The organism is Actinomadura sp. NPDC047616 (assembly GCF_040642915.1).
In the GTDB taxonomy this organism is placed as follows: Bacteria; Actinomycetota; Actinomycetes; order Streptosporangiales; family Streptosporangiaceae; genus Spirillospora; species Spirillospora miaoliensis.
Window position 1 is genome coordinate 80,259 of sequence record NZ_JBEYTB010000004.1, and the last position, 20,807, is coordinate 101,065.

Here is a 20,807-nt window from a genome sequence, read left to right on the forward strand (position 1 = left end):
CCGCCCATGGCCAAGAATCGCTCGAAAGGGCGACGCCAGCAGGCACGCCGTCGGCCGATCGACACCACCGCCAAGCCGCCCGTCCGGCCGAAGGCGCCCGCGCCGGCCGTCAAAGCCGAGAACGCGGCGGCCGAGCTGGCGGAGGCCCTGCCCGAGGCCGTCGCCGCGGCGGGCGGCCCCGAGGCGCTCGATCCGGCGCCCGAGCCGCCGCGGGACGGTGTCGACGCGGCCGCGCTGGAGGCCACCTGGCGGGAGGCCGCGACGCAGCTGGAGACCTTCCGCCAGGCGTCGCAGCGGCTGGCGGACAGGGAACGCGAACTGGCCGACGAGCAGGAGCGGCTTCGCGGGCGCCTGGCCGAGGTGGAGGAGGAGACCGCCCGGCTGGCCGCCGATCGGGAGTCGGTCGTCCGCCGCACCGGCGAGCTGGACGAGCGGGAACAGCGCCTCCTGGAACGCGAACGGGACCTGATCGCCCGCGAGGAGCGGGAGAAGGAGACCGCCCTCGGCGACGCCAGGAAGCTCCTGGAGAAGGCGCGGCGGGAGGTCGAGGCCGAGCAGCGGGCGCTCGCCGAGGAACACGAACGCACCCGCGCCGCCCTGCGGGCCGAGCTGGACGCCCAACGCCAGGAGCTGGCCGACCAGACCGCCGCCCTGGCCGAGGAACGCGCCCGGCTGCGCGCCCTCAAGGTCGAGCTGGCGGCACAGCAGGAAGACGTCGAAGAGGCGCGGGAACTGCTCGACGAGCGCGTCGAGCACCGGGTGCGGGCGGCGATGGAGGCCGGTGAGCTGCGCCGCCGCGAACTGGAGCAGAGGTACGACGCGCTGCGCGAGCACGCCGAGAAGCTGGAGGAGCAGATCGCCGCGCGGGAGCGGATCGACCGCGCGTTCGGCCGCCGCACCCCCGAGGAGGTGCTCCAGGAGCTGCAGCGGCTCAAGGACGACAACGCCGAACTGCGCATGCAGCGGGCGGTTCCGTCCGACACCCTCGACCGCCTCGCCGCCCTCCAGGAGGCCGAGCTGCGCTGGCGCGAGGAGCGCGCCGTCCTGGTGTCGCGCAACGAGCAGTTGCAGCGACAGCTCTCCGCCCACGAGATCACCGCGCTGGAACTGGAGCGGCTCAAGGTCACCAACGAGGCCCTGGCCGCCTCCGCCGACGCCTACCACCGCCGGGTGGAGGAACTGAAACGCGACTACCAGGAGCTGTCCGAGCGCAAGGAGGGGGACTCGCCCTTCCCCGAGTGCTACGCGATGGACGCCCGCTACGGCGAGGAGCGCGACGACCTGCTCGACGCGCTGCCGCCGCTGGACGAGTTCGTCCGGTGGCTGCGGCACTTCCTGGCGCAGCAGTACCGCATGTACTACTCCGAAACCGACCTCACCATGTTCCTGGGCGGGCTGTCGGCGTCGCGCCTGCACCTGCTCCAGGGCATCAGCGGGATCGGCAAGACCCAACTGCCGCTGGTGTTCGCCAGGGCGATCCAGGCCGAGTCCGCGATCGTGCCGGTCAGCGCGGACTGGCGGACCCCGCAGGATCTCGTCGGCTACTTCAACGCCTTCGAACGCCGCTACTACGAGTCGCCGTTCACACAGGCGCTCTACAGGGCCCAGTGCCCGGCCAACGCCGACCGGCCGTTCTTCGTCGTGATGGACGAGATGAACCTGTCGCACCCCGAGCAGTACTTCAGCGAGGTCCTCTACCAGCTCGGCCAGCCCGGGAGCGCCGGGGCGCACAAGCAGTCCCTGGAGCTGATGACGACCGAGGTGCAGCCCGCCCCCAAGGGCCTGCTGGAGGGACGCAAGCTGCCCATCTCCCCGAACGTGTGGTTCGTCGGCACCGCCAACCACGACGAGACGACGGTGTCGTTCGCCGACAAGACCTACGACCGCTCCCACGTGCTGGAACTGCCCGCCCGCCCGGAACCCGTCGAGGCCGAGCCGGTGGAGCCGCCGCAGGGCCCCTACTCGCTGCGCGCCTTCCGGCGGGCGTTCGGCGACGCCCGCCGCAGGCACGCGGCGGCCGCGCGCGACGTGCACCGGTTCCTCGACGGCGACCTGCGCGACCGGCTGCTCCAGGACTTCCGGATCTCCTCGGGCTCCCGGCTCATGGCGTACCTGGACAGCTTCGTCCCGGTCGTCTGCGCGGCGGGCGGCAGCGAGGGCGACGCCGCCGACCACGTGCTGGCCACCAGGATCCTGCGTAAGCTCGGCGGACGCTTCGAGATCCCGGTGCGGCGCATCGAGGAGCTCAAGGCGGACCTGCCGCGCCTGTGGAAGCCGTTCGGCACCGAGCCCGTCCGTTCGCTCGAACGGCTCGACGCGGAACTGCACCTGCGCGGGGGCCTGTGACATGGCGGTGCGGATCTGGGACCGGCTCCTGGACCGGGAGACGCGGGCGCCGTCCGGGCGCGGCACCCTCGGACGGCTGATCTTCGTGCCGGGGACGCGGGCCCTGTCGCTGAACGGGGTGCCCGCCCGTCCGGGCCGGTTCCTGGCGACCGACAACGCCTGGACGCTGTGGGACGGCACCGCACGCCGCAGCACGCAGGGGGAGTTCGGCCACGCCCCCGTGCCCGCCGGCATCACCGCCCACGCCGTCGTCTCGATCGGCCGCAGGCTCGCCGCCCTGATCGAGGAAGGCGCCCCGGCCGACCGGTGGCTGGACGAGACGCCCCTGATGGGCGGCGCCGACATGGACGACCGGCTGGCCACCCGCCGCATCGACGAGCAGATCGCCCTGCGCCTGCCCCACCTGCGGGCGGCCTGCCACCGTCCCGTCACCCGCCTGCGCACCGTGTACGAGGTGGTTCCCGCGTCCCGGGCCCGGCGGATCACCCCGCGCGCGGTCGTGCGCCTGGCCGCGCACAGCGAGGACTGGGCGGGCCTGCGCCCCGACAGCGTCCGCCCCGCTCGGCTGCTCGACCCGGGCCGGGAGACCCATCTCGACTTCTACGAGAACCGGGTGCTGGCCCGCCTGGTCGACCACCTGTGGGAGTACGTGCACACCAGGCTCGTCGAGGTCGGGCAGATCGAGGCGATGCTGGACGACATCGGCCTGTACGCCCGGGACGCCAGCGAACGGCCGTGGCGCGTCAGCCACTACATGTTCCACCTGATCGAAGGGCTGGTGCGCAACGACGAGCGGCGCGAACGCGTCCGCCAGGTGCAGGAGGACCTCGGCAGGCTGCACAACATCCTCGTGGAGCTGCGCGGACCCATGATCCTGCCCGGGGTGCACCGCCGGGTCGACGTGGGCGTGACGTTGCGCGCCACCAACGTGTTCGCCAACGACGACCGGTACCGCAACGTCGCCGAACTGTGGCGCGCGTGGGTGGCCGTCAGGGGAGGCACCGAGCGCGACGGGGAGTCCGCCGACCGGTCTGAGGCGTGGTGCCACGCGTTCACCCAGTACACCGCGCTCCTCCTGCTCCAGGCGTTCGCGCAACTCGACCTGCTGTCGGACGGCCCCTTCCTCCCAGGCGGCCCCCCGCTGCCTCTCGGCGAGGGCATCGACCTGACCTGGACGAGCACGGACACGTTCGTCGTCGCCCGCGACGGCAGGGCCGTCCTCCGCGTCGTCCCGATCCCGCACTCCCTGACCGCCTCACGCCGCTCCGAACAGGTGGCCGAGGAGATCGACGCCCTGACGGCCGCGAAAGGGATGTCGCCTCGCACCCTGGTCGTCTACCCGGGGCAGCGCGCCGAGCGCACCGACCTGCCCCTTCCGCTGCGGCTCCGCGCCTTCCAGGGCTGCGACGCGCCCGCACCCGTGGCCGGAGCGCCGCTCCTCCCCGTCTCCCCCCTGGAGATCGACAGCGTGACCCGGCTGGCCCGCAGCCTCCGTCACGCGCTCGTCCAGGGCCTGGTGGACGACTACCCGGCCGTCATCGCCTGCCCCGCCGAATACGCCAGGACGATCGCCGAAGGCGTCGACTGGCTGGCGGCGGCACCGGACGGCCTGCGGATGCTGCGCCCGCCCGCGCCCCACGAGCTGGCCACGGCGCGCCGCCGGATCGACAAGCTGGGCGTGACGACGGCCCAGTTCATGCAGCGCGGCGGCAACGCCGACCTCATCGAACGGCTCGGCACCGACCTGTCGGCCGCCGCCGACAGGATGGCCGCCTTCCTGCGCTGCCCGCTGTGCCGGGCCGTCTCCGCCGACCCCGCCCGCACCCTCCGGCTCCGCGACGACGAGACGTTCACCAGCACCTGCGACATGTGCGACACCGTGTGGGAACTGCGCCGCTGCGGCTCCTGCGACAACCGCTACCCGGTCCTGCGCGCCGACGACTCCGACGAGTCCCACGTCTTCGACGGTGACGAGATCGACCGCCGGTTCGGCAGCGAGACGCTCAGCGCCCGCTGCTGGACCCGCCCGACCGTCTCGTACTGCCCCCACTGCGGCGTCTGCGGCGAGGCCGCCAAACTCATCACCACCTGCCAACGCTGCCCCGCCGCCCCACCCGCTCACATCACAACGACCGCCTGAGCCCCGCGCGGGCCTGGATGCCGGTCGTGGCGGCGTCCAGCTCGGCCTTGTCGGCGATGGTGGTGTTGTCCTCGTAGGTGACGCCCGCGGGCACGTCGTCGCTGCCCATCGGGTCGGCGTCCCAGAAGTTGCCCCGGTAGACGACGTTCTCCAGCGGCGGGCTGACCTGCAGGACGGCGGTGTTGTCGGCGGCTGCGACAACGTTCCCCTCGACCGTCACCCACGCCGCCCCATAGTCGGTGTAGAGGGCGAAGTTGTACGGGGTGCGCGTGTCCTTGATGACGTTCCCGCTGACCACCGCGCCGTTGCCGGGCGAGTCTCCCTGCGGCCCGGACAGGTAGACGCCGCCGCCGTCGGCCAGCACGCTCATGCTGCCGGTGACGAGGTTGCGCACGATGCGGGTGCCGCGTCCGGGCCCCGCCACGATGCCGCAGTGCGGGACCTCGCGGACGTGGTTGTGCGCGACGACGCAGTCCACGGTCTCGGCGATCGCGATGCCGGGGGAGCCGGAGTGGTCCAGGCCGATGCGCTCGACCAGATTGTCCTCGATCACCGCCTTCCGGACGCCGGTGACGGTGACGGCCGAGGCGGCCAGGGTGTCGAAGTCGCAGCCGCGCACCGTGACGTCCTCGCCGCCGGTGGCGCCCAGGCCGGTGGCGCCCAGCCGGGTGAAACGGCAGCCCTCGAAGCGTATGCCCGTGGTGTCGCGGAGACTCACACAGGCGGGGATCGTCCGCGGGGCGGCCGGCACCGTCACCCATGCCTCGTCCTCGACGATGACCACCTTCTCGACGGCGCCGCCGTCGTGGTAGCCGGTTCCGTGGTAGTGCAGGAATCCCCGCTCTGTGCTGGGACGCAGCCATGTGGCATCGGCGAAGACCAGCCCTTTGAAGGAGACGTCACGGGTACCTGTGAGCCGCACCAGCGTCTCCAGGGCGGGGGCGACCACGCGCGTACGCGACGGCTCCTCGCCGGGACGGGGAAGGTAGTGCAGGACGTGACGGCCGGGCCGCGACCGGTCCAGGACGAACGTGCCGGGCTCGGACAGGAAGGACGGGTCGTTCTCGATCCGGGTCGGCAGGCCGGGTCCGTCCATGACCTGGCCCTCCCAGGCGGAGGTGTAGAGCGCGACCGCCCATCCGAAGGCGGGCTCCACCATGGTGATCACGCTGCGGTCGCCGTCGCGCGTCACGGACGCGACGCCGCACCGGGCCTCGGTCCAGGGATAGACGCCCCGGTAGACGAACTCGACACCGCCGGGTGCCTGCCAGTCCAGCGGGTGGTCCGTGACGTATCCGGTCGCGGACCTGCGCGCGTCGCCGGGGAGCCCGTCGATGCCGGCGCGCTCCGCTCTGCGGCCGTCCACGTACAGCTGGCGGGTGTCCAGGTCGCCGACCTCGGCCACCCATGCGCCGTCGTCCCGCACCCGCCAGCCGGTGATCTCACGGCCGCCGCTGACGACGGCCTGCTCCTGCTCCTCGGTGCCGTATCCGCGGGCCTGGTAGACGATCCGCCGCCCGTCGCGGCCGGAGTCGTCCTCGGTGAGTTCGAAGGGCCTGTCGAGCACGTGCGTGCCCGCTCCGATGTGGACGACGACATCGCCGGTCGCCTTCCGCGCCGCGCGCCGCGCCCGCTCCAGCGTGGCGAACGGAGCGTCGAGCGTGCCCGGTGCGGAGTCGTCCCCGGCCGGAGAGACGTGGAACTCGGTGAGCATGGCGGCACCACCCCATATCTATTTACGGTGTACGGGATTTATACCATAAACACGGAGGTGTGCGATGGCGCGCGACAGGGCAGACGATCCCGACCACGCGGTCGAGCTGCTGTGGGAGCGGGACGGCGGCGAGCCGCGACGCGGGCTGACCCTGGACCGGATCGTGCGCGCCGCCGTGGAGGTGGCCGACGCCGAGGGCCTGGCCGGTCTGTCGATGCGCAAGGTCGCCGAGCGGCTCGGCTTCACCACCATGTCGCTGTACCGGCACGTGCCCGGCCGCGACCACCTCGTCGACCTCATGTGCGACGCCGTTGTGGGCCCGCCGTCCGGCCCGCCGTCCGGGGACGGCTGGCGGCCGCGACTGGAGGCGTGCGCGCGCCACGCCTGGGAACTGCGCAAACGGCATCCGTGGCTGGCGGAGGTGCGCGGCACCCGGCACATACCGGGCCCCAACACGGTGGCCCTCTACGACCGCATGCTCAGTGTCCTCGCGGGCACGGGGCTCGCTCCCGCCGAGGTCGTCGCCGCCGTGGAACTGGTCGGACGCTTCGTCGACGCGCAGGCGCTGACCTTGGTGGAGATCGCGCGGGCCGAGCGCGGCAGCGGCGTCAGTGAGGAGGAGTGGTGGGGCGCCCGCGACTCGCTGTACGCCCACCTCGACCGCTATCCCGCCATCTCCGCCCTGTGGGAGGCGGGAGGCTATGACCGGCCGGAGGACCCCTTCGAGTTCGGCCTGGCCCGCATCCTCGACGGCATCGAGGTGCTCGTCGCCCGAAGGCGTGATGAAAAGCGTGACGAAAGCTGCCGGGTGTGTGGGGGGCCTGTGGAGCAGCCCTCCTCGGGACGCCCCCGCCGCTACTGTTCGCGGGCCTGCCGGCAACGCGCGTACCGGGCCAGGCGGTCGTGACGCTCCGGCCTCGTCGCGGCGTCAACGTCTGCACCGGACGTGCCCGATGCGACGCCGTTACGGAGCACGGCGTCCCCCGGGTCCGGCAGCACGGAACGGTCAGGCGGCGCCCGTCGCCTTCCGCCCCGGCCGCCGACCCGGGGGTCTCCGCACCTGACACGCGATGGAGTTCAGGTGGTCAGGACCTTGCGGAGCAGGTCGCCGAACTCGGCGGGGTGGGTGGTGAGACCGGTGTGCCCGCCGGGGAAGTGGACGAGTTCGGTGCCGAACCGTTCGGCCAGGAAGGCGGCGGGACGGTAGGGCAGTTCACCGTGTGAGTCCGTCCCGGCGGCGAGCACGAGCCGGTCCGACAGGGTCTCCAGGCGGTCCAGGTCCGGGACATAGGCCATGAAGCTCGGCACGATGCGCCCGAGGAAGTACGGCATGTTCGCCATCGTTCGCTCCGCCCGTGCCCTCGCCTGGGGCGGTAGCTCGGTGGCCGCCTGGGCGGGGACGGGATCGGCGCCGGGGCGTCGAAGGCCCGCCGCGAACTCGGCCACGGCGGGCATCAGGCCGTCCCGGCGCAACGTCTCCTGGACGCGGGCGAGCAGGGCGCGGTGCTCGGCGGCGTCCGGCAGCACCTCCACCACCGGCGGCTCGTGCGCCACGACCCTTTCGATCCGCTCGGGGCGGACGGTGAGCATGTGCAGCGCGACGATCGCACCCGAGCTGCAGCCGACCACGCGGGCGGGCGCGTCCGGAGACAGCAGCTCCAGCAGCCGGAACGCGTCGTCGGCATGCTGCGCGACCTGCTGTCGCGCCTGCGGGTCGTCCAGCGGGCTGCGCGACAGGCCGCGTGGATCGTAGGACGCGACCGTGTAGTCGGCGGCCAGCGCGTCGGCGACACCGTCGAAGGAGGCCGCGCCGCCCGCGCCGCCGGGGATCAGCAGCAGCGGCGGGCCCTCTCCGCGCACCTCGTAGTGCAGGGTCGCGCCGTCCACGCGCAGGCGGCCGATGGTCGGGGTGCTCACGATGGGTCTCCTTCACGGCGTGTGGGCCAATGCTCCAGCGAGGTGTGCAGGGCGTCGAGGCAGCTCGTCCAGGAGTCCTCCACCGGGCGCGCGTGCGCGAACCCGCCCGCGGCCTCAAGGCTGACGAAGCCGTGAAGCGTGCTGCGCACCAGCCGCACCGCGTCGGTCAGGCCGGGCTCGTCCAGCGCGTAGGCGCGCAGCATGCCGTAGGTCAGCTCGACCGCACGTCGCGGCCCGGGCGCCTCGGCCGCGAGCTCGGGATCGATGCGCATCGGGATCTGCGTCGCCGTGTACCGGCCCGGGTGGTCGTGGGCGTACGCCCGGTAGGCGTTCGCGTACGCCACCAGCGCGTCCTTCCCCGCCCGCCCGGCGGTGGCCTCGGCGATGCGGATGGTCTTCTCGTCCGCCGCCAGCAGCGCGATCCGCCCGCGCAGGTCCTCCAGGCTGCGCACGTGCGCGTACAGGCTCGCGTCCTTCACCCCGAGGCGTCGCGCCACCGCCGACATGGTCACGTGATCGAGCCCGACCTCGTCCGCCAGTTCGGCACCGGCGAGCGTCACCCGCTCCGCCGTCAACCCGGCCCGAGCCATGCCCGCACCTCTCCCTAGAGATATTAAGCAGAAACTAGGACTCCTAGCTTAGATCTAGACCGACAAGGATCGCACCCTTCTTTTCACAAGCGCACACACCCGTGGGGCAATCGTGGTTATCGTGAGTGACGATGGCTTAACGGAAGGTGAGCGAGAGGCGCTTGCCGCACGGCATCCATGGAGGCCGACATGGACGACCGGCTCGACGACGCCACGATGATGATCTGCAAGCGGATCTACGCGCGCGTGTTCTCGCATCTCGCGGGCGACCGTCCGAACAAAGTGATCGCTCGTACCGCCGACTGCACCGAGCCGTACATCTCGATGATCAAAAATGCCGAGCGCCTCCCCTCCGTGGATATGGCCTACGCGCTCGACAAATCGATCAACGCCGACGGCTGCCTGTTCGAGGTCCGCCGCCAGATCGAACAGCTCCGGCAGGAAATCGCCGCCTACAGGCGTACCTTGAAAGCAGGTCCCCCAGCCTCCGATAAGGAGCAAGGTCCAGTGAAGCGACGTGATCTCCTGCAGGACGGCGCGAAGGTCACCGCTGGTGCCGCCGTCACTCCCGTTCTGGCGGCCCTCACCCAGGCATGGCAGCTTTCCGAGCCGAAACTCCCCGGCGCGAGCGTTTCCCGCTCAATGATCGACGACTGGGGCTCCGCCTACGACGTCCACGCGCTCAGCTTCCGCATCGATCCCCCCGAGGTCGCACTGACCGGTCTGGCGGACGAGTGGGCCGAGATCGCCGAGCATCTGGAGCGCCGCCAGCCCGACGGTGTCCAGCGCGACCTTTCGTATGTCGCGGCCCGCCATGCGTACCTCATCGCCGGGACGTGGCTGCAACTCGGCAACCGCCGTCAGTCGCACCGATGGTGGCTTACAGCACGTGAACTCGCCGACCGGTCAGAGAGTGACCTGCTCTCCGCCCTCACACGTGAGTGGGAGGCGAACCAGCGCGCCACGGACAGCCGCGAGGACCTCACGGATCTGCTGGATCTCACCGAGAAGGCGCTCCAGTTCGCGGGCCCCCGTCCAAGCTACGAGCGCATGGCGTCGCTCAGCGGCAAGGCCGAGTTGCTCGCCCTGATGGGGAGAGACAAGGAGGCGGTGGCTGCCATGCGACAGGCCGAGGACGTCTTCGAGCGGCTGTCGTCTCCCACGCCTTCCCGTGAGGACATCCTGCGTCATGAGCAGAGCTTGGTGTACTCGCTCGTCGGCGACGAAAAGCGCGCCACCGAGGCCCAGGAGGCCGCGCTGCGTTTCGATCGCCCCAACGAGTACGCGACCTTCCAGGTGCGTCTTCACGGTGCGTTGCTACATGCCCGCAGTGATCCAAAAAGTGCGTGCAATGAGGCCGTGGAGATCATCAAAGCCCTTCCGGTCGAGCGGCGGGTGCTTCGGGTGCGCGTGGCCGGGCGTCGTGTCCTGGACGCGGTTCCCGTCAAGGCGAAGCACCTGTCCTCGGTGCGCGAACTACGGAATCTGACGGCCGCGGTCTGACACGCCACCGAGCCTCTCGGCGGGCTCGCCCGTCGCACCAGCCGGGCCGCAAGGCGGGCGGGCACGGGCATGGCCCAGCCCGGCGGGTAAGGCCGCTACGGACCGCGAGGCGTCGCCTGCTGGTGAGCAGGCCGGCAAGGCGGCCCCCGCCAAGCCCAGCGCCCAGCGGAAGCCGGGGCGGTGCCGGTCAGATGACGTTGCTGGGGTCGTCGAGCCACACCATGTGCGCCTCGGGGGTGACGGTCAGCCCGAACCGGGTGATGTCCGGCCGTCCCCACTTCAGCCACTGCACGTAGGCGTGTTCGACCTCGTCCCACAGGTCCCGGTCCCCTGCCTGGGAGGAATGTGCTGGGATACCGTGAATGGATCACCAGTCGGAGATCACCTTCATCCGCGCGGTGTGCGTGGAGTTCCTCGGTGAGTGCCTGGGCCCTCAGCTGGCCGCGCTGGCCAGACCCGGGTTCGGGCTCTGCCCGGCCAGCGATTCCCGTCCGGCGGCGGGACGCAGTCGACTGGGCGGCCCGGCTCTCCTGGACCCGGGAACGCCGTGGCCGCACGACGACGACCTGCCGCTCAACCTGTTCGCGGTGCTCGACACCGACGAACTCGCGCCGTGGCTCGCGGACGAACTGCCCATTCGGCCAGGTCTGCTCAACTTTTTCGGCATCGACCATCTCGAGGTCTGTCAGATCGTCCCCGCGGACCCGGCGAGAGCCATCGAGGTCAGGCCACCCGGCGATGACTCATTCGCGATGGTTCCGCTGCACGCCGAACCGTGCATGACGCTGCCCGACCCGTGGTGGGGCGCGACGCTGGAGGATTTCATCGAAGGCTTCGGCCTCGACCCGGGCCCTGATCTCGCGAGCATCTGCGACCCGAGCGAGAAGGTGACCGACCTGTTCGCCGGAGACTTCCCGGGCGAGCACTACCCGACGTCGGGCGACCTGGACCAAGCCTTCGGTTGGCCACCCTCGGTACAGCCGGGCGATCCGCTCCCGGACCTCCGGGGCGAGTACACCCACCTTCTCCGGCTCTCCAGCAACCTCGGCGAGTGGGAGTTCGCCGAGGGAGGTTCCCTGCACTTCCTGATCCCCAGGCAGGCGCTTCGCGACGGAGACTTCTCACAGGCGGTCGTCGCTCTGGACGACGGATAGACAAGGTTGGGCCACCGAGGACGCGCCGACCAGCGGGATCACCGAGAGGTCGCCGGTCGTGCCGGCCGATGGCTTTCACCGGTCGTGTTGAGGGTGATCGGACGCGGGAAGAGGATCGAGGCGCAGGACGGCGGTCTGGTGGACGTGGCGCTGGATCTCCTCGACCGGGGCGTCGGGAGCGAAGGGGAGGCTCGGGTCCTGGTAGCCGGACTGCCGCAGATAGATGGAGAGCACCCGCGCGGCCTGGTGTCCCTCCACCAGGACGGCGCGGCGTTCGGTGTCCTCGCCGTCGGGGCCGTCGCGTTCGACGCGGCACCGCCCGGCCGCGAGCATGTTGCGGACCCAGTCACGTGCACGTGTCGACGAGCAGACGTACAGGTGACCGTCGACGGCGGTGACGTTGACACCGAACGGCCGTGACAGTCCGGTGCGGCGGCCCACCACGTCGATCACCCTCGGCACGGGCCGGTGCTCTCGGTAGGGCTCCGGCTTCCGCGCGCGCAGTTGTTCGAGCATCGCCGCGGCGGCCTCACGCTGGCGCCGGTCCTGTCCGGCAGGTGCCGGGGCGGTGTCCTGGTCCATGACTCACCTCAAACGGTCCGTCGGTCCACTTTTCCCGGCGTACAATACGGTCCGACGGACCACTTCGGCAAGGGAGGTTGGCGGTGGCCGAGCGAGTCGACGTGGTGCGCAACCGTGCCGCGATTCTGGAGGCCGCCGAAGCGCTGTTCCGCCGCGAGGACCTGGACCGCGTCACCCTTGCCCGCATCGCCGAGACCGCAGGCGTCGGCAAGGCCACCGTGCTGCGGCGCTTCGGTGACCTCCACGGCGTTGTCGAAGCGGTCCTGGCGCCCCGCGTCAACGCGCTACGCGACGCCGTGCTCACCGGTACGCCGCCGCTGGGGCCCGGCGGCCAAGCCCATGAAAGCCTGGCGGCCTACCTCGACGCGTTGTTCGACTTCGTCCTGGACAACCGCACGCTCATCCGCGCACTCGAACGCCGCCGTCCGCACGCCTACTACGCCAATCCGGCAAGCCAGTTCTGGATCAGTGAGCTGGACCGCCGTATCCACGCCGCCCACCTCGGAGCCGACGCCGGCTACCTGGCCCACATCCTGTTCACCGCGATGCGCGCCGACGTCATCGACTACCTGCGCATCGAGCGGCAGATGAGCACCGAACGGATCCGCGCGGGCCTCCACGCCCTCCTGCCCCCCGGCGCCGCCCCCGCCACGTGACCGGGGGCCGCCGCGGATCAGCGGCACGAAAGGCAAGGTCAGGCTCGGGCTTCGTCCCACGTGGGGCTGGTGCTGAAGTAGGTGTCGTAGAGCTCTTGGACGTCGAGGAGGCTCTCCGGCGGGACCTTGCCGTAGGCGACGCGTTCGAGGTGGCGGAAGTACTCGAAGCGCTCCACTCCGGGAGTGATGACGATGAGGATGTCGGCGTCGTGTCCGGGGGCGGCGGCGAACGCGTGGGGCAGGCCGGGGGGAACGATGACAAGGTCGCCGCGTTCGGCGGTCACGACCTGGTCGCCGGACAGCAACTGGGCGGTGCCGTCCAGCAGGTAGAACAGTTCGGCCGAGGCGGCGTGGTGGTGGGGCCGGGCGCCGTCGGCGCCGTCGTTGAGGGTGACCCGCTGAGTGGACAGCGCGCCGCCGGTCGCGCTGCTGTCGGCCAGCAGCCGGACGGTGGTCGGGGCCTGGCCGATCACTTCGGCCTCGGCCTGGCGGACGACGACGGACCGGGTCGATTCGGGGACGATCAGCGACATCGCGGCGGCTCCTTCGTGGGGACGGGTCTCTAGAGGGCGAACAGCAGGGCGGCGCTGATGAGAACGACCACGGCGGTCGCGAAGTGGATGCCGAACGCGACCGCCCTGGTGCCGCCGTTGCGCAGCACGATCAGGGTGTCGCCCAGCGGGTTCAGCGCCACGACGAGCATGAACCAGCCCGCCGCGTGGGCGCCGGCGAAGGCCAGCAGGGCCAGGCCGAGGACGCCGTAGCCGAGGTCGCGCACGCCCTTGACGGTGAGGTAGGCGCTGGGCTGGGACGGCACGCCGTAACCGGCGGCCGCGGGTACCGGCTGCAGCAGGAACCGGGCGCCGATGAACGCGACGAGCAGGTTCAGCAGGATGGCCAGGCCGTACGCGGTGGGAGTCAGCATGGAGGGCTCCGATTGCTAGCAGTGCTAGGAACGAGATCGAAGCTAGCATAGCGACGGCAAAAATAGCTAGCGGTGCTAGAATCGGGGGCATGTCGATACAGGCACGCCGGGAGCGGGAGCGAGCGGAGCGGGAGCGGCTGATCGTCACGGCGGCTCGCGAGATGGCCGAGGCCGACGGATGGGAGGCGGTGACGACCCGCCGGCTGGCCGAACGCGTCGAGTACAGCCAGCCGGTGCTCTACAGCCACTTCAAGGGCAAGGACGCGATCATGGCGGCGGTCGCGGTGGAGGGCTTCGCCGACCTCGCCGCCGAGATGCGCGCCGCCCGTGAGTCGGCGAGCACTCCGGAGCAGGCCCTCGCCGACGTCGCCGCGGCGTACATCGCGTTCGCCGAGCGGCGTCCGGCGCTCTACGACGCGATGTTCAACCAGTCGGTGAGCCTGCCGTTCGCCACGCCCGACGCGCCGCCCGCCCTGCACGCCGGCTTCGACGAGTTGCGCCAGGTCGTCCGGCCCGTCGCCGAAGACGACGAGGTCGACCTGCTCGCCGAGGTGCTGTGGAGCGGACTGCACGGGCTCGTGACGCTGACGCGCGGCGGCCGCCTCCCACGCGAACACCACGAACACAGGCTCGCCCTGCTGCTCCGGCGGTTGGCGCACTGGGGCGACACTTCGCAGGTCAGCGGTTGAGAGGACGAGTAACGGGCGGGCGGGTGTTCACCGCGGTCCCGTCGGCGGGCTTCTGTTCGTCCCCGTCGTCGGGCAACTGCTGTGGCGGTTGCGGACCGACCGGATCCTCCGCCAGGGCTTGAGCACCGCGTTCAGCCGCCGCGGCTACGAGGCCCCGCCGCAGCTCGTCGACGACGTGCGCGGCATGACCTACCACGCGCTCACCACGACGTCCCGGGCGGTGGACGACTACCTGGAGCAGCGCGCGCTCCCCGACCGGCTGGCGGCCGTCGGCAAGCCGCTGCTGGTGATCTTCGGCGCGGAGGACCGGAGATGGCGACCCTCGTCCGCCGCCGCCTACCGCGCCGTCCCGGGCGCGAGAGTCGAGCTGCTCCCCGACGTCGGCCACTCGCCCATGCTCGAAGATCCGCCGCGGACCGCCGCACTCCTGCTGGCGTTCACTCGGTGAGGAGGTCGTGGAGGACGCCGTGGCGGGCCAGCAGCGGCACGGATCTGTCCAGGACGGACAGGAACAGCTCGTGTGTGCCGTGCCGGGTGAGGGCCAGGGCGTCGCGGAAGAGGGCCAGAGCCCGGTCCCGAGGCCAGCCGGGGAAGGCGGCGATCTCGGCGAGGACGGCGGCGTCGTCGTGGCGGGCGTTCCGGTAGGTGGTCTCGGCGACGTCCAGGGCCCACGCGGCCAGCGACGGCGCGCGTTCGTGGGCGGCCGTGGCCACGCGGATCCGCCAGCTCACGCGCAGGGACGTCGGGACCAACCCGTCGTAGGTGAGTTCGTGGTCGGGGATCGTGGCGACGTTCAGGGCGGTCCTGAACTTCCCGGCACGGAGGAGGCGGCGGATGAGGACGTCCGGGTCGACGTTCAGGATCTCGTCGGTGAACTCGGCGGCGCCGTCGGGGGCGCGCAGCAGTTCGGCGGTGTGGCGTTCGCCGTTCCCGACGTCGGGGTTGGGGTCGGCGGCCGGGAAACCGACGAGGGGCAGGTACTCGAACAGGCCGTGATGCTCCAGCCGGCCCGCGAGGTCGCTCGCGATGGACGGGTGGCCGGCAATGACGCGGCGCGCGGCGTCCACGGAACCGGCGTCCAGCAGCGACACGACCATGGCGACCAGGACGTGCGGGTCAGCGCGGGCGAGGGCGACGGCGCCGTCGAGGTCACCGTCCAGGGCCAGGCGGACGGCGGCGGGACGGGTGAGACGGCGGCGGATGCCGGACGGCCCCGGCGGCTCGCTCGCCACCAGGTGGAGGGCGACCCGGCGGGCCGCCTCGGTCCGGCCCGCGTCCAGCAGGCCCCGGGCGGCGCGCGTCTGGTCGGCGGCGCGGTCCCAGCATCCGGTGAAGGAGGGGAGGAGGTCGTCGATCTCTTCGTCGGTCCGGGTGCGCAGGACGGCCTGGACGACCACGTCGCCGTGCGCGGGGCCCGTGGCGGTGACGGCGTCCACGGCCTCCGCCGCGTCGGCGGGTTCGCCGGGGACGGGGCCCAGCGGGCTTCCCGGCTCGCCGACCCGCCTGCCGAGCGCCTCGGCCAGGCGGCGGAACGCGGCGGCGCCGCCGAGGACGTTCGCCGGGAGGCCGTCCGCCACGCGCAGGGCGTCGTCAGGCCGGCCCGCGCGAGCCAGCAGGACCGCCGTCTCCTCGCACACGCCCGTCCGGATGGTCCTCCACTCGTACGGTTCGGTGCGGGAGCCGGACCGGCCCTGCGCCGCGTCGTCGACGATCTCCAGGGCTTGGACGGCCGCTTCGGCGGCCACCGCGGGATCGGTTCCGGTCAGCGCCTCGGCGAGCGCGAGGCGTCCCTCCACCCGGCCCTCGACGGAGGTCACCAGGGCCAGGTGGCGCCGGGCGGCACGGTCGTCGCCCGACTGGGCGAAGGCGATCGCCACGGCGGCGCGGAGCAGGTCGCAGCCCGGGGCGGCGGCCAGCAGCCGGCCCTCGGTCCCGGCGCGGATCGCCTCGTCGGCCATTGCGGCGGCGGCGTACCGGCGCGGCGAGTGCGGGGCCCACCCCGAGTGCTCGCCCCACAGGATCCCGGCCCAGTCGTGCGCCTTCGCCAACGGACGCAGGTTGAGGTTCCCCGGCGTGCGCGCCAGCTTCGCCAGCCGGGCCACGGCGGCGTCGAAGCGGCCCACCCTGGTCAGCGCCGCGCACGCGCCCATGTCGTCTCTCTCCCGGGTGGGCCCGCCTGCGGGCTCGGCGTCGGCGAGCAGGGCGAACTCGTCCGCGCGGGCCGGATCGCCGTGGTCGGCGAAGGCGAGGGCGATCTCGCCGAGGGGCGCGCCGCCACGGCGGGCCGTCTCCTCCGCCTCGCCGAGCCGCCCGGCCTCGATCAAGGCCCGCACGACCTGGCCGGAGAAGTCCCGGTGACCGGCCAGGATGTCCAGGCCCTCGTCCGGGTGCCCGTGGCGGACGAACTCGGCCGCGATCTCCGCGCGCGCCCACGCGTCGTCGCCGAGGCAGGCGTCGACGGCGGCGCGCGCCTCGTCCGCGGCTCCGGCGCCGAGCAGGTCCCTCACCAGCTCGTGGAGAGGCGAGTGCGGACCCACCGCCGGGAAGGCGGTCCGGGCCAGCAGGCGCCGTGCCCGCTCCCGTTCGCCGTGCCGCCACAGGGCGACGATGACCGTCCGGCACGCCCGCGCCCCCGCGCGTTCGGCGAGGACTTCGGCCCGTTCGGCCTCGCCCGTGGCGACGAGGACGTCCAGCATGTCCACGGGCACGTGTGCGGCCTGCACGGAGGCGTTCACCTGGGCGAGCGCGGCGTGGATCTCCGCGAGCAGGTCCATCTGATCTTCAGGCTCCATCACGGCGGATGGTAGGGCCCGCGGGTGGCCGAGGTCACCGGCGGCGGGTGCGGTAGTGGTGGACGACCAGGGCGATGGCGAAGCCGAGGGTGGCCACCCCGAACGCGATGCCGGCGACCGTGTGGGCGCCGCTGCCGGAGGTCACCATGTTCCCGGCCGCGCTGATGGCCAGCAGCACCCACAGCAGCGGCCGGACGGCCCCGCCGCCACGGCTCACGGGCGCCTCGGAGGCGTTCTGGAAATCCGTCATCGCGTGCTCCTCGGTGAGTGATCCGATCGACGCGTACCACGCTAGGAACCGCGAGGGCGGTGGACGATCCAGCCTCCGAGCCGGTCTTCGGTACAGCAGGCTGTACTCCTTGGTCCGGCCCCCTGACAGTGCCCGGTCGCTGGCCTAGGGTCTCTGATCTAGGAGGTGCGGATGGCGGCGAACGGGACCGAACCGGCCGGTACCCGGCGTGCTCGACGAGGGGTCGTCGTGGCGCGTGCCCGCGCCGCTCTCGACGCGATGGAACATCTGATCGGCGGCCTGGGCACGGCCCTGCTGGCCTTCGCCGCCGTGATGTGGATCGTGCTGGTCGCGCTGTTGTGCGTCACCGGTGTGGGACTGCTGCTGGCGAGCACCGTCCCGCGCGTCCTGCGATCCGTCGCGGAACGCGAGCGCGGGCGGCTGTCGCGGTGGGGGCCGGAGATCATCGGCCCGGGGCCCGCGCCGTCCGGCGTACGCGCCGCCCTCGCGGACACGGCCGTCCGGCGGGAGCTGGGCTGGGTGTTCGTCCATGCCACGCTGGGCCTGTTCCTCAGCCTGGCCGGGGCGACGCTGACGCTCAACACCGTCCCGTACGTCACCTTTCCGCTGTGGTGGCGGCTCCTGCCCCCGGAAGAGTCCCGGCCGACGTTCGTGTTCTGGGACGTCAGCGACGATTCCGGCGCCCTGCTGGTCGTGCTGCTCGGCGTGACGATGGGCGTCGCCTTCCTGTTCATCGGGCCGGGCATGGCCCGGTTGCAGGCCCGGCCGGGGCGGCGGCTGCTGGCGCCGCCCGCCGACATGGACCTGTCGCTGCGGATCGCGGAGCTGTCGGCCACCCGCGCCGCCGCGCTGGACGCCCACGCCACGGAGCTGCGGCGCATCGAACGCTCGCTGCACGACGGCGCCCAGAACCGGCTCGTCGGCGTCACCATGATGATCGGCGTGGCCCGCCGCGCCCTGGCCCGCGACCCCGCCGGCGCCGACGCCGCGCTCGAACGCGCGCAGGACGCCGCCGAGCAGGCGCTGGCCGAGCTGCGCACGGTCGTGCGCAGCATCCTGCCGCACGTCCTGGCCGACCGGGGGCTCGCCGGCGCGCTGGCCGGGCTCGCGGCCGACTGCGGGGTGCCCTGCGCGGTGGACGTCGACGTCCCCGGACGGTGCGCCGCGTCCGTCGAGGCCACCGCCTACTTCGTGACGGCCGAGGCGCTCACCAACATCTCCAGGCACAGCCGGGCCCGGCAGGCGACCGTGACCGTCCGCCGCGAGGGCTCCCGGCTGTTCCTGCGGATCGAGGACGACGGCGTCGGCGGCGCGGACGCGCACAAGGGCTCCGGGCTCGCCGGAATCCGCGGCCGCGTCGAGGCGCACGACGGCCGCCTGACCCTGACCAGCCCACGCGGTGGGCCGACGACTCTCCAGGTGGAGCTGCCATGCGGATCGTGATCGCCGAGGACGACCCCCTGCTGCGCGAAGGGGTGGCGCTGCTGCTGCGCGCCGAGTTCCTGGACGTGGTCGCCACCACCGACTCCCCGGACGCCTTCCTGGCGGCCGTGGACGAGCACAAGCCCGACGTCGCGATCGTCGACGTCCGGATGCCGCCCACCCACACCGACGAGGGGATCAGGGCGGCGGTGGAGGCCCGGCGCCGCCACCCCGAGCTGGCCGTGCTCGTGCTGTCGGCCTACGTCGAGCAGGCGTTCGCCACCGAACTGCTCGGCGGCGGCGCCGACCGGCTCGGCTACCTGCTCAAGGAGCGGGTCGGCCGCGTCGAGCAGTTCCTCGACGCGCTGCACCGGGTGGCCGACGGAGGCACCGCCATCGACCCCGAGGTCGTCGCGCAACTGCTCACCCGCACCCGCTCCGACAGCGGGCTGCAACGCCTGACCCCCCGGGAACGCGACGTGCTGTCCCTGATGGCCGAGGGCCTGGGCAACAGCGCCATCGCCGAACGGCTCGTCGTCACCGAAGGCGCCGTCCACAAGCACATCCGCAACATCTTCGCCAAGCTCGACCTGGCCCCCACCGACCGGGCGGACCGCCGCGTCACCGCCGTCCTGCGCTACCTCGAAGAGACCCAACGCCACCCCTGACGCTCTCACGAACAAACGGCACGGTGGCCGTGTGCGCTCGCGCACACGGCCACCGTGCCGTCTCGGGACTACTTGCAGATGGCGGTGTCCACCAGGTCCAGGACGTGCTGGTGCACCTTGAGCATGTCCTGTTCGGTCTTGGCGACCGCGCCGGGCAGGGCGGTGACGGCCACGGTGACGGCGCGGCCGTCCTTGGTGACGCCGCCGCGGGTCTCGTACCCGTTGATGTCACCGCCGTGGCCCCACAGCTCGCCGCCGCACGACAGCGACGTCTTGAACAGGCCCAGCCCGTAGCTGGAGTTGGGCAGGGAGTTTTCCGTCCTGACGGTGGTCGTCATCTCCTTCAGCTCGGCGGGACGCAGCACCCTGCCGCCGATCAGGGCGGCGAAGAAGCGGTTCAGGTCGCACGGGGTGCTGACGAGCTGCCCGGCCGCCCAGCCCCAGGACGGGTCCAGCGAGGTGATGTCGCCCAGCGGCCCTCCGGGCTGCGCCGCGTCGTACCCCTTGGGGTGCGGGCCGCGGATGCCGCGCTTGCCCAGCCCCGGCCAGTAGGTGTCGCGCAGGCCGAGCGGGCGGATGATCCGGTTGGTGACCTCCTCGCTCACCGGCCGGCCGGTGACCTTCTGGACCAGCAGCCCCGCGAGGACGTAGCCGGTGTTGCTGTACCGCCATGCGGTGCCGGGGGCGAAGTCCGCCTTGTGCTGCAACGCGATGTCGAGCAGTTCACGCGGCTCGGTGTAGGTGTTCCGCGTCTTGAAGGCGTTCTGCTCCATGTACTGCGTGTAATTGGGCAGGCCGCTGGTGTGCTGCAGCAACTGCCGGACGGTTATCTTGCGGCCGTCGATCCCTTTCCCGCGGACCAGGCCCGGCAGGTACGTCTCGATCGGCGCGTCCAGCTTCACCTTGCCCTCGCCCACCAGTTGCAGCACCACCGCCGACACGAACGGCTTGGTGTTGCTGCCGACGCGCACGCGCCCGTTCACCGGCGGCTTCGCGCCGGTGGCGCGGTCGCCGACACCCGCGGTGTAGTCACGGGTGCGTCCGTCACGGCCCTTCACGGCGGCCAGCACACCGGGGAAGCCGTCGTCGCGCACCAGGCTCTCCGCGCCCTTCTGGACGGCGTCGTTGGGCGTGCGTTCGGAAATCCACCTGTCGGCGCTGCTCAGCGCCACGTCGCGGATGTCGCCGTCGCCGTGGGCCAGGGCCGGCGCGCCGACCGCGACGGCACCTCCCAGCACCGCGAGTGCGGCGATCGTCGTGGAGATCCGGCGACGCTTCCGTGGAGTCTTGGCCGGGCTGGAGTGCTGGATGTGGTCCGACACGGGGGGCTCCTGTCGAGTGGTTTTCGGAACCCTTGAAGCATCTCCGTCCGCGACTCACGGAACGAGCCAGCCTGCCTCCCTCCTGCCAGTAGTGCCAGCACTACCGCCGGTCGCGCTGAGAGGGGCGGGGCGCCGGT

18 protein-coding genes and 1 pseudogene are annotated in these 20,807 nt (G+C 72.2%); 10 read left to right on the forward strand and 9 right to left on the reverse strand.

Annotated elements, in window-relative coordinates; all coding sequences use genetic code 11:
• The first annotated feature begins 6 nt into the window (after positions 1-6).
• Together ABZ801_RS11235 and ABZ801_RS11240 are read left to right on the forward strand one after the other, a co-directional pair.
• Positions 7-2,346 carry a hypothetical protein gene (locus ABZ801_RS11235; RefSeq protein WP_360695920.1) on the forward strand — a complete coding sequence of 780 codons (2,340 nt, stop codon included), beginning with the start codon at positions 7-9 and terminating at the stop codon, positions 2,344-2,346.
• Position 2,347: 1 nt separating this feature from the next.
• Positions 2,348-4,486, forward strand: coding sequence for a hypothetical protein (locus ABZ801_RS11240; RefSeq protein WP_360695923.1), 2,139 nt, complete (start codon positions 2,348-2,350; stop codon positions 4,484-4,486).
• On the opposite strand, the gene ABZ801_RS11245 is transcribed toward ABZ801_RS11240, so the two are convergent.
• A complete protein-coding gene (locus ABZ801_RS11245; RefSeq protein WP_360695926.1) occupies positions 4,470-6,200 on the reverse strand; it encodes a right-handed parallel beta-helix repeat-containing protein in 1,731 nt (576 codons plus the stop codon). The two genes, ABZ801_RS11240 and ABZ801_RS11245, sit on opposite strands and share 17 nt — an antisense overlap.
• 64 nt (positions 6,201-6,264) lie before the next feature.
• On the opposite strand from ABZ801_RS11245, the gene ABZ801_RS11250 reads away from it, so the two are divergent.
• The gene (locus ABZ801_RS11250; RefSeq protein ID WP_360695929.1) at positions 6,265-7,107 is read left to right on the forward strand and encodes a TetR/AcrR family transcriptional regulator; all 843 of its coding nucleotides are present in this window, start codon (positions 6,265-6,267) and stop codon (positions 7,105-7,107) included.
• Between the two features lie 170 nt (positions 7,108-7,277).
• Here the strand turns inward: ABZ801_RS11250 and ABZ801_RS11255 are convergent, their stop codons facing one another.
• Both ABZ801_RS11255 and ABZ801_RS11260 read right to left on the reverse strand, forming a co-directional pair.
• Positions 7,278-8,117 (reverse strand): alpha/beta hydrolase, encoded by an 840-nt coding sequence (locus tag ABZ801_RS11255; RefSeq protein ID WP_360695932.1) that lies wholly within the window; start codon positions 8,115-8,117, stop codon positions 7,278-7,280.
• Positions 8,114-8,707, reverse strand: coding sequence for a TetR/AcrR family transcriptional regulator (locus ABZ801_RS11260; RefSeq protein WP_360695935.1), 594 nt, complete (start codon positions 8,705-8,707; stop codon positions 8,114-8,116). Before ABZ801_RS11260 ends, ABZ801_RS11255 begins: the two co-directional genes overlap by 4 nt.
• 189 nt (positions 8,708-8,896) lie before the next feature.
• Here ABZ801_RS11260 and ABZ801_RS11265 point away from each other — a divergent pair, with 189 nt between their 5' ends.
• Both ABZ801_RS11265 and ABZ801_RS11270 read left to right on the forward strand, forming a co-directional pair.
• Positions 8,897-10,210 carry a hypothetical protein gene (locus ABZ801_RS11265; protein ID WP_360695938.1) on the forward strand — a complete coding sequence of 438 codons (1,314 nt, stop codon included), beginning with the start codon at positions 8,897-8,899 and terminating at the stop codon, positions 10,208-10,210.
• Positions 10,211-10,572: 362 nt separating this feature from the next.
• Positions 10,573-11,364 carry a DUF1963 domain-containing protein gene (locus ABZ801_RS11270; RefSeq protein ID WP_360695941.1) on the forward strand — a complete coding sequence of 264 codons (792 nt, stop codon included), beginning with the start codon at positions 10,573-10,575 and terminating at the stop codon, positions 11,362-11,364.
• 75 nt (positions 11,365-11,439) lie between these two features.
• On the opposite strand, the gene ABZ801_RS11275 is transcribed toward ABZ801_RS11270, so the two are convergent.
• Positions 11,440-11,946 carry a hypothetical protein gene (locus ABZ801_RS11275; protein WP_360695944.1) on the reverse strand — a complete coding sequence of 169 codons (507 nt, stop codon included), beginning with the start codon at positions 11,944-11,946 and terminating at the stop codon, positions 11,440-11,442.
• An 83-nt stretch (positions 11,947-12,029) separates the two neighbouring features.
• Here ABZ801_RS11275 and ABZ801_RS11280 point away from each other — a divergent pair, with 83 nt between their 5' ends.
• Positions 12,030-12,602 (forward strand): TetR family transcriptional regulator, encoded by a 573-nt coding sequence (locus tag ABZ801_RS11280; RefSeq protein WP_360695947.1) that lies wholly within the window; start codon positions 12,030-12,032, stop codon positions 12,600-12,602.
• A 38-nt stretch (positions 12,603-12,640) separates the two neighbouring features.
• Here ABZ801_RS11280 and ABZ801_RS11285 read toward each other — a convergent pair whose 3' ends face one another.
• Together ABZ801_RS11285 and ABZ801_RS11290 are read right to left on the reverse strand one after the other, a co-directional pair.
• A complete protein-coding gene (locus ABZ801_RS11285) occupies positions 12,641-13,135 on the reverse strand; it encodes a cupin domain-containing protein (protein WP_360695950.1) in 495 nt (164 codons plus the stop codon).
• A 29-nt stretch (positions 13,136-13,164) separates the two neighbouring features.
• A complete protein-coding gene (locus ABZ801_RS11290) occupies positions 13,165-13,527 on the reverse strand; it encodes a DUF4267 domain-containing protein (protein ID WP_360695953.1) in 363 nt (120 codons plus the stop codon).
• Between the two features lie 89 nt (positions 13,528-13,616).
• Between ABZ801_RS11290 and ABZ801_RS11295 the strand changes: the two genes are divergently transcribed.
• A complete protein-coding gene (locus ABZ801_RS11295) occupies positions 13,617-14,216 on the forward strand; it encodes a TetR/AcrR family transcriptional regulator (protein ID WP_360695956.1) in 600 nt (199 codons plus the stop codon).
• 49 nt (positions 14,217-14,265) lie between these two features.
• A pseudogene (locus tag ABZ801_RS11300) lies at positions 14,266-14,664 on the forward strand (alpha/beta fold hydrolase); the annotation flags it as partial.
• On the opposite strand, the gene ABZ801_RS11305 reads toward ABZ801_RS11300, so the two are convergent.
• Both ABZ801_RS11305 and ABZ801_RS11310 read right to left on the reverse strand, forming a co-directional pair.
• Positions 14,654-17,008 (reverse strand): hypothetical protein, encoded by a 2,355-nt coding sequence (locus ABZ801_RS11305; protein ID WP_360695959.1) that lies wholly within the window; start codon positions 17,006-17,008, stop codon positions 14,654-14,656. The pseudogene ABZ801_RS11300 and the gene ABZ801_RS11305 overlap by 11 nt on opposite strands.
• Before the next feature lie 34 nt (positions 17,009-17,042).
• Positions 17,043-17,258: a hypothetical protein gene (locus ABZ801_RS11310; protein WP_360695962.1), complete on the reverse strand. Its 216-nt coding sequence runs from the start codon at positions 17,256-17,258 to the stop codon at positions 17,043-17,045.
• Between the two features lie 228 nt (positions 17,259-17,486).
• On the opposite strand from ABZ801_RS11310, the gene ABZ801_RS11315 reads away from it, so the two are divergent.
• Together ABZ801_RS11315 and ABZ801_RS11320 are read left to right on the forward strand one after the other, a co-directional pair.
• Positions 17,487-18,701, forward strand: a complete 1,215-nt coding sequence (locus ABZ801_RS11315) for a sensor domain-containing protein (RefSeq protein ID WP_360695965.1) — start codon at positions 17,487-17,489, stop codon at positions 18,699-18,701.
• The gene (locus tag ABZ801_RS11320) at positions 18,689-19,348 is read left to right on the forward strand and encodes a response regulator transcription factor (protein WP_360695967.1); all 660 of its coding nucleotides are present in this window, start codon (positions 18,689-18,691) and stop codon (positions 19,346-19,348) included. Before ABZ801_RS11315 ends, ABZ801_RS11320 begins: the two co-directional genes overlap by 13 nt.
• Before the next feature lie 68 nt (positions 19,349-19,416).
• On the opposite strand, the gene ABZ801_RS11325 is transcribed toward ABZ801_RS11320, so the two are convergent.
• Positions 19,417-20,670: a serine hydrolase domain-containing protein gene (locus ABZ801_RS11325; RefSeq protein ID WP_360695970.1), complete on the reverse strand. Its 1,254-nt coding sequence runs from the start codon at positions 20,668-20,670 to the stop codon at positions 19,417-19,419.
• Between the last annotated feature and the right edge of the window lie 137 nt (positions 20,671-20,807).

Excerpts from the sequence above, each read along its gene's own strand:
- ABZ801_RS11235 (WP_360695920.1), top strand. The coding sequence starts at position 7 with ATGGCCAAGAATCGCTCGAAAGGGCGACGCCAGCAGGCACGCCGTCGG.
- ABZ801_RS11240 (WP_360695923.1), top strand. The coding sequence starts at position 2,348 with ATGGCGGTGCGGATCTGGGACCGGCTCCTGGACCGGGAGACGCGGGCG.
- ABZ801_RS11245 (WP_360695926.1), bottom strand. The coding sequence starts at position 6,200 with ATGCTCACCGAGTTCCACGTCTCTCCGGCCGGGGACGACTCCGCACCG.
- ABZ801_RS11250 (WP_360695929.1), top strand. The coding sequence starts at position 6,265 with ATGGCGCGCGACAGGGCAGACGATCCCGACCACGCGGTCGAGCTGCTG.
- ABZ801_RS11260 (WP_360695935.1), bottom strand. The coding sequence starts at position 8,707 with ATGGCTCGGGCCGGGTTGACGGCGGAGCGGGTGACGCTCGCCGGTGCC.
- ABZ801_RS11265 (WP_360695938.1), top strand. The coding sequence starts at position 8,897 with ATGGACGACCGGCTCGACGACGCCACGATGATGATCTGCAAGCGGATC.
- ABZ801_RS11270 (WP_360695941.1), top strand. The coding sequence starts at position 10,573 with ATGGATCACCAGTCGGAGATCACCTTCATCCGCGCGGTGTGCGTGGAG.
- ABZ801_RS11275 (WP_360695944.1), bottom strand. The coding sequence starts at position 11,946 with ATGGACCAGGACACCGCCCCGGCACCTGCCGGACAGGACCGGCGCCAG.
- ABZ801_RS11285 (WP_360695950.1), bottom strand. The coding sequence starts at position 13,135 with ATGTCGCTGATCGTCCCCGAATCGACCCGGTCCGTCGTCGTCCGCCAG.
- ABZ801_RS11290 (WP_360695953.1), bottom strand. The coding sequence starts at position 13,527 with ATGCTGACTCCCACCGCGTACGGCCTGGCCATCCTGCTGAACCTGCTC.
- ABZ801_RS11295 (WP_360695956.1), top strand. The coding sequence starts at position 13,617 with ATGTCGATACAGGCACGCCGGGAGCGGGAGCGAGCGGAGCGGGAGCGG.
- ABZ801_RS11305 (WP_360695959.1), bottom strand. The coding sequence starts at position 17,008 with ATGGAGCCTGAAGATCAGATGGACCTGCTCGCGGAGATCCACGCCGCG.
- ABZ801_RS11310 (WP_360695962.1), bottom strand. The coding sequence starts at position 17,258 with ATGACGGATTTCCAGAACGCCTCCGAGGCGCCCGTGAGCCGTGGCGGC.
- ABZ801_RS11320 (WP_360695967.1), top strand. The coding sequence starts at position 18,689 with ATGCGGATCGTGATCGCCGAGGACGACCCCCTGCTGCGCGAAGGGGTG.